Genomic DNA, 14,484 nt, shown 5'->3' with positions numbered 1-14,484 from the left:
CGGGTTTGAATGAAGTGACGATTTACACGGACGGTGCTTGCAAAGGCAATCCAGGCCCTGGCGGGTGGGGCGTATTGATGCGCTCGGCGGACGGTACGGAAAAAGAGATGTTTGGCGGTGAACGGGAAACCACCAACAACCGCATGGAGATGATGGCGGTGATCCAGGCGCTGACGGCGCTCAAACGCCCCTGTGCAGTTACCCTGCACATTGACAGCCAATATGTGTTGAAGGGTATGACCGAATGGCTGTCTGGCTGGAAGGCGAAGGGTTGGAAGACTGCCGCCAAGCAGCCCGTGAAAAATGTGGATTTGTGGCAACGACTCGACGAATTGGTGGCGCATCAGGGCCACCGTATTGATTGGCGCTGGGTCAAGGGCCACGCTGGAGACCCGGGCAACGAGCGCGCTGATGCACTGGCCAACTGCGGTGTAGAGCAGGCGCTGCGGCGTTAAAGACGCCCTTCATTGCCACAGGTTACCCCACCCGATTTAAAGTTATGCAAAGTTTCCCGGAGTCCGCATGCGTGCAAGCAATGCGCCATTGATAATCTGCCTTGCCCATGAATAATACTTTCCGCTCCCTTGTCCTGTCGCTTCCCGCTTTGGTAGCTTTCTTTTTTTTGGCCGCTTGCGGTGACAAGGTGGATTCCACCTCAGCACTTGGCGCGCGGGCGGGCGGCGCTGCGGTGGCTGTGACCACCGTGCCGGTCATACAGCGGGATCTGGATGTCACCCTGGAGGCTATTGGTACGGTGATGCCACTGGCCAGCGTCGATGTCAAACCCCAGACCAGCAGTGTGGTGACCCGCGTGCATATTCAGGAAGGGCAGTTCGTCAAGGCCGGAGAGTTGCTGTTCACCCTGGACCCGCGCCCCGATCAGGCCAGTGTTTCCAAGGTGCGCGCCCAGATGGTCAAGGACGAGGCCGTGCTGGCCGACGCCCAACGCCAGTTGGCTCGCAGCCGCGAACTGATGGCCAAGAACTTCATTTCACAGGGCGCACTGGATTCGGCCCAGGCCCAGGTAGATGCCCAGCAAGCCAATCTGGTGGCCGACAAGGCTGCGCTGGATGCTGCCCAACTGGCTCTGTCCTACACCTCGGTGCGCGCATCCAGTTCGGGTCGATTGGGGGCTGTCAACGTGTTTGCGGGTTCTGTGGTTCAGGCCAACCAGACGGCACTGGTCACTATCACCCAATTGGACCCCATCAATATTGGCTTTAGCCTGCCGCAGCGGAACCTGGATGCAGTTCTGGCGGGGTTGAAGTCGGGGGGCGTGGTTGTGAATGCCAAGCTGCCGGAATCCAGGACAGATTTGCAAGGGCGGCTGCAGTTTGTCGATAACGCGGTGGATGCTGCAACTGGCACCATAAAGGTCAAGGCGCGTTTTGACAACCATGACAACAAGCTATGGCCCGGTGCGTTTGTCAAGACGACTCTGATTTCCCATACGCTCAAAAATGCGTTGGTGATTCCCACCGCCGCAATTGTTCAAAGTGCTCGCGGCCCCATCGTGTATGTGGCTGAAAAGGGCAAGGCGGCGCTGCGTCCGGTTAAGGTGCTGGCCTCGCAAGGTGAAGATTCTGCAGTGACGGGTGTAGAGGTGGGTGACAAGGTGGTGCTGGAGGGGCGTCAAAACTTGCGGCCCGATAGCCCTTTGGCTGAGCGCCGACCGGCCGATAACGCCAGGCCCGCCCGGGCAGCGACATCTGCAGCCTCTGCCAGCGCGTCGGCATCATGAACCTGTCGGAGCTCTTTATCCGCCGTCCAGTGATGACGGTGTTGCTCAATGTGGCCATTGTGGTGGCGGGCGTTATTGCCTACCGCAGCATTCCGGTGGCAGCATTGCCAAGTTATGACACGCCAGTGATCAACGTGTATGCCGCGTTGCCGGGCGCCAACCCGGAGACCATGGCGACGTCTGTGGCCTTGCCACTGGAGAAACAGTTTCAGACCATTCCGGGCCTGGCCGTCATCAGTTCGACCAGTACTTTGGGCAGTACCTCGTTGACGTTGGAATTTGACGAGGGGCGCAACCTCGACGGTGCGGCGCTGGATGTGCAGGCTGCTTTGCTTCGCGCGCAACGCTCGTTGCCGCAGGATATGACTCAATTGCCGGCCTACCGGAAGGTCAATCCGGCGGATGCTCCCGTTTTGTTGGTGGCGCTGACGTCGCCGTCGATGCCCATGTCCGACCTGCAGGATTTTGCTGAGCACCTGATTTCACCCACCTTGTCCACTATTGAGGGTGTGGCCCAGGTCAACATTTATGGCTCAAAGCGCTTTGCTGTGCGCGTGCGGGTGCTGCCACAGGCGGTGGCAGCCCGCAATATCAGCCTGGAAGAGTTGTCGGCCGCCTTACGTGCCGCCAATGTGAATACGCCAGTGGGAACGCTGGAGGGCCCGCAACAAATGCTGACCCTGCAGGCCAACAAGCAGTTACGAAATGCTGCCGAGTTTGCCGAGCTGATTGTGGCCAGCCGCAATGGTATTCCGGTGCGCCTAAAGGACGTGGCAACGGTTGAAGACAGCGTGGAAACCACCAAGTCCTACGCCAATCTCAACGGCGAGCCGTCGATTACCTTGGCCGTTCAGCGCCAGCCCGGGGCCAACACAGTACGGGTCGTCGATGCCGTGAAGCAGGCATTGCCCAAGCTCAAGGAGCAAATGCCCCATTCGGTCAACATGACTTCGGTGAACGACCGTTCCGTGTCGGTGCGTGATGCTTTGCACGATGTTTCGCTCACGTTATTGGGAACGGTCGCGCTGGTGGTGATGGTCATCTTTCTGTTTCTGCGTCGTTTTGTGGCAACCGCCATCCCAACCTTGTCACTGCCCGTGTCGCTGATTGGCGCGGTGGCCTTGTTGTGGGGCATGAAGTACAGCCTGGACAATGTGTCGCTGTTGGGGTTGACTCTGGCGGTTGGTTTGGTGGTGGACGATGCCATTGTGATGCTGGAAAACATCATGCGCCACGTTGAAAATGGCGAAGAACCCTTCAATGCGGCGCTGCGTGGATCGCGGGAGGTGGGATTCACCATCATTTCCATTTCAACATCCCTGATTGCCGTTTTCATTCCGATCTTCTTCATGCCAGGGGTGATTGGTCTGCTGTTCCATGAGTTTGCTGTGGTGGTGGGCCTCTCCATTGTGGTGTCGGCCTTTGTGTCACTTACCCTGGTGCCCATGTTGGCCAGCCGCTTTTTGCGTGCGGAAGCCCATGGAACCCGGCACAACTTTTTAATCAATGCCTTTGAGCGTGGATTCAATGCCACCCTGAGTCTGTATTCCCGTTCGCTGGACAAGGCGCTGTCCCATCGCAAGAGCGTGTTGCTGGTAGCCTTGGTCACGTTTGTGGCGACGGGGTGGTTGTTCAATGTCATCCCCAAGGGCTTTTTCCCACAAGAAGACATTGGCCAAATTACGGTGACCACCGAGGCGGCCGAGGACACGTCCTTCCCTGAAATGGTACGTTTGCAAGAACGCGCCGCAGCCATCATCCGCGCCGACGCCAATGTGTTTGCCGTGAGTTCATTCAACGGCGGCGGCGGCCCGCAGAACACCGGGCGCATGTTCATCACCCTAAAGCCGCACAATGAGCGTCTGCCCATGAAGCAGGTTGTGGAAGATTTGCGCGGCAAACTGCGTGACGTGTCCGGTATCAACGTGTTCATGCGCCCCATCCAGAACCTGCAACTGGGAGGACGGCCCAGCAAAGCACAGTACCAATACATTTTGCAAAGTGTGCGGGCTGATGAACTCAACGATTGGGCGTCCAAGCTCCAGGACAAGTTGCGCGCCGACCCTCTGTTCAGGGATGTGACAAGTGACGCGCAGTTGCGTGCCCTGCAGGCACAACTCAATATTGACCGTGACCGTGCCAACGCGTTGGGTATTTCCATGGATTCCATTCGCACAGCCTTGTTCGACGCCTTTGGCGAGCGCCAGGTTTCAACCATCTACCTGCCTACCGATAGCTATTCGGTTATTCTGGAAGTGGCACCCGAAGCCAAGCTGGACGAAAACGCCATCAACAACATCTATGTGCGGGCGTCGTCTGGCACGTTGGTGCCACTGGCGTCCTTTACCAAAGTAGAGCGGACGGTTGGCCCCACCTCCATCAACCACGTGGGGCAATTGCAGGCAGTCACCGTGTCGTTCAATTTGGCCCCGGGCGCGGCACTGGGTGATGCCACTGCACGCATTGAAAAAGCCCGCGAAGCGGTCAACATGCCGGCCTCGGTCATCACCAGCTACGGGGGTGAGGCAGCAGTGTTCAAAAGCTCACAAGGCAAGCAGCTGGTGTTGATCATCTCGGCGCTATTGGTGATTTATGTGCTGCTGGGCGTTCTGTACGAGAGTTATATCCACCCGCTCACCATTTTGGCGGGGTTACCGTCGGCGGCGGTCGGTGCGCTGGCCACCTTGATGTTGTTTGGCCAGGACCTGACGGTGATTGCAACCATTGGCATTCTGCTTCTGATCGGCATTGTCAAGAAGAACGCCATCATGATGATTGACTTTGCACTGGATGCGCAGCGCCACCATGGCATGACGCCTGAGCAAGCCATCCGGGCAGCCTGCGTATTGCGTTTCCGCCCCATCATGATGACCACCTTGGCGGCCCTGATGGGTGCGATACCGATTGCGCTGGGTCTGGGCGCTGGTGCCGAACTGCGCCAGCCGCTGGGTCTTGCGGTGGTGGGTGGGTTGGTGTTTTCGCAGGCGGTCACACTCTACATCACGCCTGTCATTTACCTGACCCTTGACCGATTCAGTGGCAGGGGCCCCGTCACAACGGCCGAGACACTGCTATCCTGAATGCCGGTACAACTACCGCACGACGGTACAGCCGTTTGGCAGTTGTATTAACCCCCGATGTAGCTCATTTCCACGCGCCGGGCGCCTGTGCCAGGGTCGGGTGCCATGGCTCCCCGCAATTCGGAATAGCGGTCGGCGCGCCCGCTCCAGATGTGTGCAATGGCGTTGGACAACGCTGCATCTGTGGCATTTCCCCGCAAGAGGCTGCGCAAGTCGTAGCCCTGGTTTGCAAACAAGCACAGGTACAACTGGCCTTCAGTGGTTAGCCTGGCGCGGTTGCATTCGTGACAAAACGCCTGGGTGACGCTGCTGATAACGCCTATTTCACCGGCTTGAGGGTCATAGACTCCCGTTGCATCCGCGTAGCCCCAACGTTGTGCCGTTTCTCCAGGGTTGGATGCTTCCAGTGGCACCAGTGGTAATTCAGCCTGGATTCGACGGATGACCTCAGCCGACGGTACAACATCGTCCATGCGCCAGCCATTGGTGGCACCCACATCCATGTATTCAATGAAGCGCAGCACCATGCTACTGCCCTTGAAATGCCGGGCCATGGGAAGAATTTCCTGGTCATTGGTGCCGCGTTTGACCACCATATTGATCTTGATCGGGCCCAAACCAACACGGTGTGCCGCATCAATGCCGGCCAGCACATCGGCCACAGGGAAGTCCACATCATTCATGCGCCGAAAGACAGCATCGTCCAGGGCGTCCAGGCTGACAGTCACGCGTTGCAGACCAGCGGCCTTGAGTGCGGGAGCCATCCGCTGCAGCAGTGATCCATTGGTTGTTAGAGTCAGGTCCAGGGGGTGCCCCTCTGGTGTCCGCAAGGTTGCCAGTTTGCCGATAAGCACTTCAATGTGCTTGCGCAACAAGGGTTCTCCGCCGGTGAGGCGAATTTTTTGTACACCGTGTTGTACAAACTGCTGAGCCAGTCGTGTGATTTCTTCAAATGACAGGAGCGACGCATGGGGAAGGTAAGGATGGTCCTTGTCAAAGACTTCCTTGGGCATGCAATAGTTGCAGCGGAAGTTGCAGCGGTCCGTTACGCTGATGCGCAAGTCGCGCAGCTGGCGTCCCCGCGTGTCGCTGAGCAGACCGTTGGGGGCAACCAGGTTGGCAGACTCTTGCCAAGCCTGCGGCACTGCAAGGGTACTGGGGCGTGCTTCGACGAGCGGAATGACTTTGGGACTGAAACGTTCGGACATGGACGCTATTGTCCAACTTTGGTGCAAAGTGGTTATTGTGCGAGGGCAAAAAAAAGCCCGCTTGTGCGGGCTTTTCAGGCTTGGTGAAAATTAACCGTGCAATTTCATCATCAGCGGCACGATGAGCAAGGCTACGATGTTGATGATCTTGATCAGTGGGTTGATGGCTGGGCCAGCAGTGTCCTTGTAGGGGTCGCCTACGGTGTCACCGGTTACGGCCGCTTTATGGGCTTCAGAGCCCTTGCCACCATGGTTGCCGTCTTCAATGTACTTTTTCGCGTTGTCCCAGGCGCCGCCGCCGGTACACATGGAAATAGCCACAAACAAGCCCGTCACAATGGTGCCCATCAGCAGGCCGCCCAGTGCGGCAGGTCCGAGGACCAAGCCCACCAGAATGGGCACAACCACTGGCAACAGTGATGGAATCATCATTTCTTTAATGGCCGCTGTGGTCAGCATGTCCACCGCAGTGTCGTACTCGGGCTTGCCCGTACCGTCCATGATGCCCTTGATGTCGCGGAACTGGCGACGTACTTCAACCACCACGGCACCCGCTGCGCGGCCTACGGCCTCCATCGCCATTGCGCCGAACAGGTAAGGAATCAGGCCGCCAATGAACAGGCCAATGATGACCATCGGGTTGCTCAGGTCAAAGGTGATGTGGCGGCCGTAGGCGTCCAGCTTGTGGGTGTAGTCGGCAAACAGCACCAGAGCAGCCAATCCAGCAGAGCCGATGGCGTAGCCTTTGGTCACGGCCTTGGTGGTGTTGCCCACTGCGTCCAGCGGGTCGGTGATGTCACGCACGCTTTTGGGCATTTCCGACATTTCAGCAATACCACCGGCGTTGTCGGTGATGGGGCCATAGGCGTCCAGTGCCACCACGATACCGGCCATGCTGAGCATGGAGGTGGCTGCAATGGCAATGCCGTAGAGGCCAGCCAGCGCGTAGGCGGTGTAGATGGCCAGGCAGACAAACATCACTGGCCAGGCGGTGGAGCGCATGGACACGCCCAGGCCGGCAATGATGTTGGTGCCGTGACCTGTGGTGGAAGCTTGAGCGATGTGCTGCACAGGGCTGTACTGGGTGCCGGTGTAGAACTCGGTGATCCACACCAGGGCCGCGGTCAGAATCAGGCCGACGGCGCAAGCGCCGAACAGTTTCATTTGCGCGCCAGTGCCGCCTAGCGCGTTGTCAGCAATCATGGTCTGCGTCACAAAGTAGAAGGCAATCAGCGACAAAATACCCGCAACGGCCAGACCCTTGTACAGGGCCGGCATCACGTTTTTCATGCCAGGCGATGCCTTGACAAAGAAGCAGCCGATGATGGATGCCACGATGGACACGGCACCCAGTGCCAGCGGATACACCACCGCGTTCATGCCGCCACCAGTGACCAGCAGGGCGCCCAGCACCATGGTGGCAATCAGCGTGACCGCGTAGGTTTCAAACAAGTCAGCGGCCATGCCGGCGCAGTCGCCCACGTTGTCACCGACGTTGTCGGCAATCACAGCGGGGTTGCGGGGGTCATCTTCCGGAATGCCGGCTTCGACTTTACCGACCAGATCAGCGCCGACGTCAGCGCCTTTGGTGAAAATGCCGCCGCCCAGACGGGCGAAGATGGAAATCAGCGAGGAGCCGAAGGCAAAACCGATCAGCGGGTTGAGCATTTGCGCCAGATTTTTGTCGGGGGTCATGTTGCCGTTGCCGGTCAAGAACCAGTAAAAACCAGTGACACCAAGGAGCCCCAAGCCCACCACCAGCATGCCGGTGATGGCACCGCCGCGGAAGGCTACATCCAGCGCCGGGGCAATACCCCGGGTCGCTGCCTGAGCGGTACGCACGTTGGCGCGAACCGACACGTTCATGCCGATAAAGCCACATGCACCAGACAAAAATGCGCCCAGCACAAAGCCGATAGCGCTCAATGGGTCCAAAAAGACGCCAATCAAAATAGCCAGCACTACGCCGACCATGGCAATGGTTTTGTATTGGCGTGCCAAGTAGGCAGCGGCACCGGTCTGGATGGCGGCCGCAATTTCTTGCATTCGTGCATTGCCAGCGTCCTGGGAAAGAATCCAGCTGCGTGCCCAAAAACCGTATCCCACGGCAATGAACCCGCAGACAAGCGCCAAAATAAGCGCAGAGTTGCCCGTCATAAAATCTCCTCAACTGTTGTTTCGCGAAGGAAGGGGCAACGACAGTGTTGCCCCCACTGCGTTGCTTCCTCGGGACTCCAGTCCAGCACAAGGTGGTGGAGGCGATTGGCCAACTGCAGGACTGTAACTGTAAAAAAACAGGGTTTTGAGTGAGAGCAAGTGCTACGTCAGTAAAATGAGGGTAAATACTGACCTGCGACCCCCATTTTTTTCAGCTTAGAGAGTTCATATGTCCCTTGACAACGTCACCCCCGGTATCAACGTACCCGAATCCTTCAACGTCATTATTGAAATTCCGATGAACGCTGATCCGGTCAAATATGAGGTTGACAAGGCCACGGGCGCCATTTTTGTGGATCGCTTCATGAGCACGGCCATGCACTACCCCACCAACTACGGCTATGTGCCTAAAACCATATCGGGTGACGGTGATCCGGTGGATGTGCTGGTGATCACCCCAGTGCCCTTGATTCCCGGCGTGGTTGTACCGTGCCGTGCCATTGGTATTCTGATGATGGAAGACGAAGCCGGCCAGGATGGCAAAGTGCTGGCTGTACCCATCAACAAGATTTTGTCCCTCTACAGCCGCTGGGAAGTGCCAGAAGACCTGCAACCGATGCGCTTAAAAACGATCTCCCACTTCTTTGAACATTACAAGGACCTGGAAGACGGCAAGTGGGTCAAGATTCTGGGCTGGGAAGGCCCTGAGGCCGCCCGCAAGGAAATCATGGATGGCATTGCCAACTACAACAAAACGCAAGCTCAATAAGGCGTTCGAGTATGACGCTGTCGTAGTTGCGCCTACGGCGCTTTAATTGGTCCTACGGTGCTTTTTTCCGCACTGTTTTGCGAGCCGCTTTTCTGGCCTTGGGCTTCGGCTCTTCTAGGCCCAATGCCGCTTCCAGCTCCTCGATGGCGTTGTGCGTGTAGTCCAACATGCGTTGCAGGGCCGGCACCGAACGTCGACAGGCAATGTAGCCAAACCCCAGATTGTCCGCGTAACCGCTGATGGTGATGTTCAGCGCCAGGTAGTGGGTAGGAATCGACACCGGATACACCTCGTCCAGCCTTGCGCCATTGAGATACAGCGTTTCTCGTGCACCGGGCACGTTGGAGATGACCAGGTTGAACAGCGGGTGCTTTTCTGCTGTACCGGTCACGATCCCTGCGCCCAGCGGTGCAATCGAGGTGATGCCATGCGCCATTTTTTGCAGGCGCGGCATTTTGGTGAGACGGTTCTTGGCTTCGGTGGTGGATTCCACAATGCGCTGCAGGCGCTTGAGCGGGTCTGCAACATCGGTCGCCAAACTGGCCAGCAGCAGCGACACCTGGTTGCCACCAGCGCTGGTTTCGCCGTGTAGCGATACCGGCACCATGGCTATCAAAGGCTTCTTGGGCAGTTTGTTCTGAACCAACAGGTACTCCCGCAGTGCGCCGGCGCATATAGCTAGCGTAACGTCGTTGACCGTGGCTCCTGTTGCCTCGCCAATCCGCTTGAACCGGGAGAGTGAATACGACTGCGAAGCAAACCGGCGCGAGCCTGAAATCTCCACGTTGAAGGGTGTGGGTGGAGCCTGAAAGGGCAAGGCGGTGGCGCCTTCGGCATAGGCGGATCGCACAATGTCCCACAACCCGCTGCCCACACCAGGCAAAATTTCCTTGCCTGCCTTGGCAAGGCTGGCAAGTTGCTCCAGCAGCCCGGGGGCTGCAGTTTTTCGCTGCGCCGTGGGATGATGTTTGAAGGGGAGTGCCCACAGTGGCGCCTTGAGTTCAGATGGATTGTCCGACATGGAGTTGGCCGCCATGCGTGCGCCGGTCACCCCATCGATCAACGCGTGGTGCATTTTGTTGTAGACGGCAAAGCGCCCACCCGGCAGGCCTTCGATCACATGAATTTCCCACAGGGGGCGGTTGCGATCGAGCAGATTGGCGTGCAGCCGCGACACCATGGCGAGCAGCTCGCGGATACGTCCGGGCTGGGGCAGGGCCAGGTGACGCAGGTGGTAGTCCAGCTCAAACTCCTTGTCTTCTTCCCAGTGCCACAAGCCCATGCGCAAAACGGGTCGCAGATTGAATGGAGCAACGGCCTTGACATGCTGGCTCCACTCTGCCAGCAACTGGTGAACAAATTCGGGTCCGCTACCGTGTGGAGGCGTAAAAATGTTCAAACCCGCCACGTGCATGGGTTGGCTGCGGGTTTCCATCCACAAAAAGGCGGAATCTGTGGGGCTGAGTGCATGCATGGTGAAGGCTCCTGGGCAATGAGCCATTGTGCGTCAAAGCCGTGAGATGACGCTTGCGATCGTTAGGTGGCCCGGCCCACGACCGAAAAACGGTCCTGGTTGTCCTGCAGCCAGCGTACAGAACGCGAGGTGTCCTGCTGGCGTGGGTGAAAGTTGGGCGATTGGTAGGCAGCCCACATCCGGTAGTTGCCGCGAATCATGCCGTCCCGGGCAAACAGCAGCGTGGCCGCACTGCGCCAGGTGCTCCACCGGAACAGGCTGCCGTCATGCCACAGGTTGCGCACCGTCTGGCGCGCCATGTCCATGGCGAAGGTCCAGGTCACCAAACGTAGCAGGCGTACCCGCCAATATTCGTTACCGCCCAGCGCCTTGTACACATCAAAGGCTGTGCTGCAATGCTCGGCCTCTTCGGCGGCGTGCCACATCCACAGCGTTTGCAGGCGGGGTTCTGCGCCGGCCAGGGCCTCGGGGTGGTGGAACATCCAGTCGGCAAAGATGGCGGTCAGGTGTTCAGTGGCCGCAGTGGCCCCCACATGGTTGCGCACATTGATCTGCACGTTGCCCTCAATGCGTTTGCGGGCACGACGCTCCAGGGCGTTGTCAAAGCCCAGCGTTTCCAGGTGACCGTTGAAGAGGGCGTGGATGCGCCGGTGCGTGGCCTCCTGGCCTACAAAACCCTGCACCTCGGCGGCAAACCGGGCTTGTTGATCAGGCGGCAGGGCCTTCAGGCCGGCACGCACTGAGTCCATGAAGTATTGCTCGCCCACCGGAAAACTCATGGACAGCGCGTTGAAGAACGCAGAGCGAAAGGCATCACCACCATTCCAGCGGGCTTTGATGGGGGCCGCCATGTCGATCAGGATTTTGCGTACTACGAGATCGCTCATGTTCAATAGTCTTTTAGTGTCTTGCGCGCTGTCAAGCAGCGGGTGCTGCCAGCGTGAATTCGGACAACTGGTCTGCGACCCAGCGGATGACGGCTGCATCCAGGCACATTTGCAGGTGCCCGATACCGTGAAAGACGACTGGCTCGATGCCCGATAGCACTTGGGCACGTTGGGGGAAAACGATGTTGTCTTGTGGTGTCAAGGCAATGCGGAAGAGGGAGCGATGGGTGTCGGATTCGATCGCTGCCAGCTCTGCCAGCCAAGGACTTTGCCACTGCATCTGTTGACCATTGGGCGTGCGTGTACGTGGCTCGATTCGAGTGCCGACGTGGGGCGTTCCAAGGGTCAGGACGCGGGCCACGCGTTCGCTGCCATGGGCGCGCATCCAGGCACGGATGGCCAGGCCGCCCATGCTGTGGCCCACCAGTGCAACCTGGCGTGCACCGGTTTGTTCGCACAGCGTCGCAACAGCCGCTTCCAAAATGGGTGCATAGGCGTCAATGGAGGTAAACAGGGGTTCCAGGTTCACCGCAAGCACCGTATGCCCATGAGCACGCAGTGTGGTTGCCACATCGTCCCAAACGCGGTGGTTGCACAGGTAGCCGTGCACCAGCACCACGGGCACACGGGCCTGGGTTCCGGTGGCGGGCAGGACCCTGGGTGGCTGCACAGTCCAGGGTTGGCGCAACAGGAAGATGCGCAGGCCCGCCACAAATTCACCCGCCAGTGCGCGCCACCAGAGTCGTACGCTCTCGCCGCTGCGGGCCCGCCATGCAGATACCAGGTCCACCAGCAGCATGGTTGCCAGGGGAAACAGCACTGCCAGTGCTGGAATGCACCAGTCGGGTCGGCCGGCCCAGCGGGCCAACAGATAACCCAAGCCGGCACCACAGAGCACTTGCACCACAATCAGGATTCTCAGCAAACGGGCAAGCATGGGGGCCTTTTAGGTGTGGAGGTGGTTAGTACTGGGGCTGGTGTTGGCGGATGGCCGCCTTCACAGTGTCCGACAAATGGAAGCCATCACCAAATTTGGCCGTCAATTCGGCCGCCCGTGCCTCAAACGCCTCGATGCCCATGCCGTAAATGAACTGCATGGCGCCGCCGGTCCAGGCCGGAAAACCGATGCCGAAGATGGAGCCGATGTTGGCATCGTGCACGGTGGTGAGCACGTTCTCGGCCAGGCAGCGTGCGGTTTCCACCGCCTGGCGGTAGAGCAGGCGGTCTTTCAGGTCGGTGATGTTCCACGGTGCGTCGGTTTTCTCAAACAGACCTTTGAGTTCGGGCCAGAGGAATTTCTTGGCGCCTTTGTCAGAAGGGTAGTCGTAAAAGCCCGCACCACCTGCGCGACCCGGGCGCTTGTGTTGATTGACCATCTTCTCCACCACCAACTCGCCCGGTGTGGCGGTGTAGGTTTTGCCCTCGGCCTCGAAGTCTTTGCGGGTTTGGTCCATGACATGCAGAGACAGGGTCAGTGCGGTTTCGTCCAGCACGGCCAAAGGTCCGACCGGCATGCCTGCCTGGATCCCTGCATTCTCAATAGCCGCGGCGGGAATGCCTTCACCCAGCATGGCCGCGCCCTCCATCACAAAGGTGCCAAACACCCGGCTGGTGAAGAAGCCGCGCGAGTCGTTCACCACAATGGGCAGCTTGCCCAAGGCTTGCACGTAATCAAAGGCGCGGGCCACGGTTTCAAGATCGGTCTCTGTGCCCTTGATGATCTCCACCAGTTGCATCTTGTCCACCGGGCTGAAGAAATGGATGCCGATAAACTTCTTGGCATCTGTGCTGGCCGTCGCAAGGCCAGTGATGGGCAGGGTAGAGGTGTTGGAGGCAAAGAATCCGCCCGGGGCCAGCAAAGGCTCGGTTTCCTTCGTCACCCGGGCTTTCAGTTCGCGGTTCTCAAACACGGCTTCGATGATGAGGTCGCAGCCCTTCAAGTCGTCCAGCGATCCGGTGGGCTGGATGCGGCCCAAAATCTCTGCCTGCTTGTTGGCCGTCATGCGGCCCTTGTCCACGCGGGCTTGGGTGATCTTGGCGGCGTAGCCCTTGCCGGTGTCGGCTTTCTCTTGGCTCACGTCTTTGAGCACCGTGGCAATGCCCTTGCTGGCTTGCGAGTAGGCAATGCCTGCGCCCATCATGCCCGCACCCAGCAGCCCGACCTTCGCAGGCTTGTACTTGGCGATTCCAGCGGGTCGGCTCTGGCCGCCCTTTATAGCGTTGAGGTTGAAGAAGAAGGTGTTGATCATGGCCTTGGCATTGGTGCCAGTCATGAGCTTGGCCAGCGCGCGGCTTTCCAGGCGCAGGGCCGTCTCAATGTCCACCTGCAGGCCTTCGACCATGCAGGCCATGATGGCCTCGGGCGCGGGGTACAGGCCACGGGTTTGCTTCTTGATCATGGCCGGGGCCACCACCAGCATCTGCGCGACGGCGGGTGAAGAGGGCAGGCCGCCCGGCACCTTGTAGCCCTTGGCTTCCCAGGGGTGCTGGGCTGTGGGGTTGGCGGCGATCCAGACCAGGGCCTTGGCTTTCATTTCGGCGGCAGCGTTGTCGCCTGTAGGCACCAAGTCGTGCACCAGGCCCAGGCCTTTGGCAGTAGCCGGATCAAAGGTTTTACCTTCTACCAGGTAGGGTTGCGCCCCCATCAGGCCCAGGTGGCGGGTCATTTTGGTCACGCCACTGGCGCCGGGAAGCAGGCCCAGCGTCACTTCGGGCAGGCCGAGCTGAATTTTCTTGTCGTCAATGGCGATGCGGTGATGGCCGATGAGGGCTACTTCCCAGCCGCCCCCCAGCGCCGTGCCGTTGATCAGGCTGACCACGGGCTTACCTAGCGTTTCAATCGTGCGCATGTTCTTCTTCAGGCGTTCGATCTCGGCGTAGATGGTGGGCGCGTCGGATGGCTTGATGCGCATCACGCCTTTGAGGTCCGCACCGGCAAAGAAGGTTGTCTTTGCCGAAGTGAGCAAGATGCCTTTGATGGCATCTTTGTCTTTGACGATTTGCTCGGTCAGCGCCGCCATGTCGTCCTGCCACTGCAGGCACATGGTGTTGACGGGGGAATTGGGCTCGTCAAAGGTGACTGTGGCGATGCCGTCGGCGAGGGAGTATTGGATGGTTTTCATAATGTCTCAATCAGTTGAGGACAGAGCAACGTTCACTTCGTGTAAC

General features: G+C 58.9%; 10 protein-coding genes. 4 read left to right on the top strand and 6 right to left on the bottom strand.

Features of this window, described 5'->3' with window-relative positions:
- Positions 1–5: 5 nt before the first annotated feature.
- From rnhA to IPI80_RS06305, 3 genes are all read left to right on the top strand, one after another.
- The gene (gene rnhA, locus IPI80_RS06315; protein WP_413858261.1) at positions 6–455 is read left to right on the top strand and encodes a ribonuclease HI; all 450 of its coding nucleotides are present in this window, start codon (positions 6–8) and stop codon (positions 453–455) included.
- 107 nt (positions 456–562) lie between these two features.
- On the top strand, positions 563–1,741 hold the full coding sequence (locus IPI80_RS06310; protein ID WP_413858259.1) for an efflux RND transporter periplasmic adaptor subunit: 1,179 nt from the start codon (positions 563–565) through the stop codon (positions 1,739–1,741).
- Entirely contained in the window at positions 1,738–4,821 is a 3,084-nt protein-coding gene (locus IPI80_RS06305; protein WP_413858257.1) for an efflux RND transporter permease subunit, read from the top strand. The genes IPI80_RS06310 and IPI80_RS06305 overlap by 4 nt, the downstream gene beginning before the upstream one ends.
- Before the next feature lie 47 nt (positions 4,822–4,868).
- Here IPI80_RS06305 and moaA read toward each other — a convergent pair whose 3' ends face one another.
- On the bottom strand, positions 4,869–6,029 hold the full coding sequence (gene moaA, locus IPI80_RS06300) for a GTP 3',8-cyclase MoaA (protein ID WP_413858255.1): 1,161 nt from the start codon (positions 6,027–6,029) through the stop codon (positions 4,869–4,871).
- Positions 6,030–6,119: 90 nt separating this feature from the next.
- Positions 6,120–8,186, bottom strand: coding sequence for a sodium-translocating pyrophosphatase (locus IPI80_RS06295; protein ID WP_413858253.1), 2,067 nt, complete (start codon positions 8,184–8,186; stop codon positions 6,120–6,122).
- Between the two features lie 229 nt (positions 8,187–8,415).
- Here IPI80_RS06295 and ppa point away from each other — a divergent pair, with 229 nt between their 5' ends.
- Positions 8,416–8,955, top strand: coding sequence for an inorganic diphosphatase (gene ppa / locus IPI80_RS06290; protein WP_413858251.1), 540 nt, complete (start codon positions 8,416–8,418; stop codon positions 8,953–8,955).
- Between the two features lie 52 nt (positions 8,956–9,007).
- On the opposite strand, the gene IPI80_RS06285 is transcribed toward ppa, so the two are convergent.
- The 4 genes from IPI80_RS06285 to IPI80_RS06270 all read right to left on the bottom strand — a co-directional run bounded on the left by IPI80_RS06285 (position 9,008) and on the right by IPI80_RS06270 (position 14,438).
- Positions 9,008–10,429 carry a WS/DGAT/MGAT family O-acyltransferase gene (locus IPI80_RS06285; RefSeq protein WP_413858249.1) on the bottom strand — a complete coding sequence of 474 codons (1,422 nt, stop codon included), beginning with the start codon at positions 10,427–10,429 and terminating at the stop codon, positions 9,008–9,010.
- Positions 10,430–10,491: 62 nt separating this feature from the next.
- Positions 10,492–11,316: a metal-dependent hydrolase gene (locus tag IPI80_RS06280; RefSeq protein ID WP_413858247.1), complete on the bottom strand. Its 825-nt coding sequence runs from the start codon at positions 11,314–11,316 to the stop codon at positions 10,492–10,494.
- A gap of 31 nt (positions 11,317–11,347) precedes the next feature.
- Entirely contained in the window at positions 11,348–12,253 is a 906-nt protein-coding gene (locus IPI80_RS06275) for an esterase/lipase family protein (protein WP_413858245.1), read from the bottom strand.
- Positions 12,254–12,278: 25 nt separating this feature from the next.
- Complete coding sequence (locus tag IPI80_RS06270; protein ID WP_413858243.1) at positions 12,279–14,438, bottom strand: 3-hydroxyacyl-CoA dehydrogenase NAD-binding domain-containing protein; 2,160 nt, start codon at positions 14,436–14,438, stop codon at positions 12,279–12,281.
- Positions 14,439–14,484: the final 46 nt, after the last annotated feature.

The organism is Candidatus Aalborgicola defluviihabitans, from assembly GCF_016705985.1.
Taxonomy (GTDB): Bacteria; Pseudomonadota; Gammaproteobacteria; order Burkholderiales; family Burkholderiaceae_C; genus Allorhodoferax; species Allorhodoferax defluviihabitans.
Note: the sequence above shows the minus strand (reverse complement) of the source record. Positions and strands in the feature narration are given on the sequence as shown.

Bases quoted from the DNA above. Each gene is read 5' to 3' on its own strand.
- IPI80_RS06310 (WP_413858259.1), top strand. From the start codon at position 563: ATGAATAATACTTTCCGCTCCCTTGTCCTGTCGCTTCCCGCTTTGGTA.
- IPI80_RS06305 (WP_413858257.1), top strand. From the start codon at position 1,738: ATGAACCTGTCGGAGCTCTTTATCCGCCGTCCAGTGATGACGGTGTTG.
- moaA (WP_413858255.1), bottom strand. From the start codon at position 6,029: ATGTCCGAACGTTTCAGTCCCAAAGTCATTCCGCTCGTCGAAGCACGC.
- IPI80_RS06295 (WP_413858253.1), bottom strand. From the start codon at position 8,186: ATGACGGGCAACTCTGCGCTTATTTTGGCGCTTGTCTGCGGGTTCATT.
- ppa (WP_413858251.1), top strand. From the start codon at position 8,416: ATGTCCCTTGACAACGTCACCCCCGGTATCAACGTACCCGAATCCTTC.
- IPI80_RS06285 (WP_413858249.1), bottom strand. From the start codon at position 10,429: ATGCATGCACTCAGCCCCACAGATTCCGCCTTTTTGTGGATGGAAACC.
- IPI80_RS06280 (WP_413858247.1), bottom strand. From the start codon at position 11,316: ATGAGCGATCTCGTAGTACGCAAAATCCTGATCGACATGGCGGCCCCC.
- IPI80_RS06275 (WP_413858245.1), bottom strand. From the start codon at position 12,253: ATGCTTGCCCGTTTGCTGAGAATCCTGATTGTGGTGCAAGTGCTCTGT.
- IPI80_RS06270 (WP_413858243.1), bottom strand. From the start codon at position 14,438: ATGAAAACCATCCAATACTCCCTCGCCGACGGCATCGCCACAGTCACC.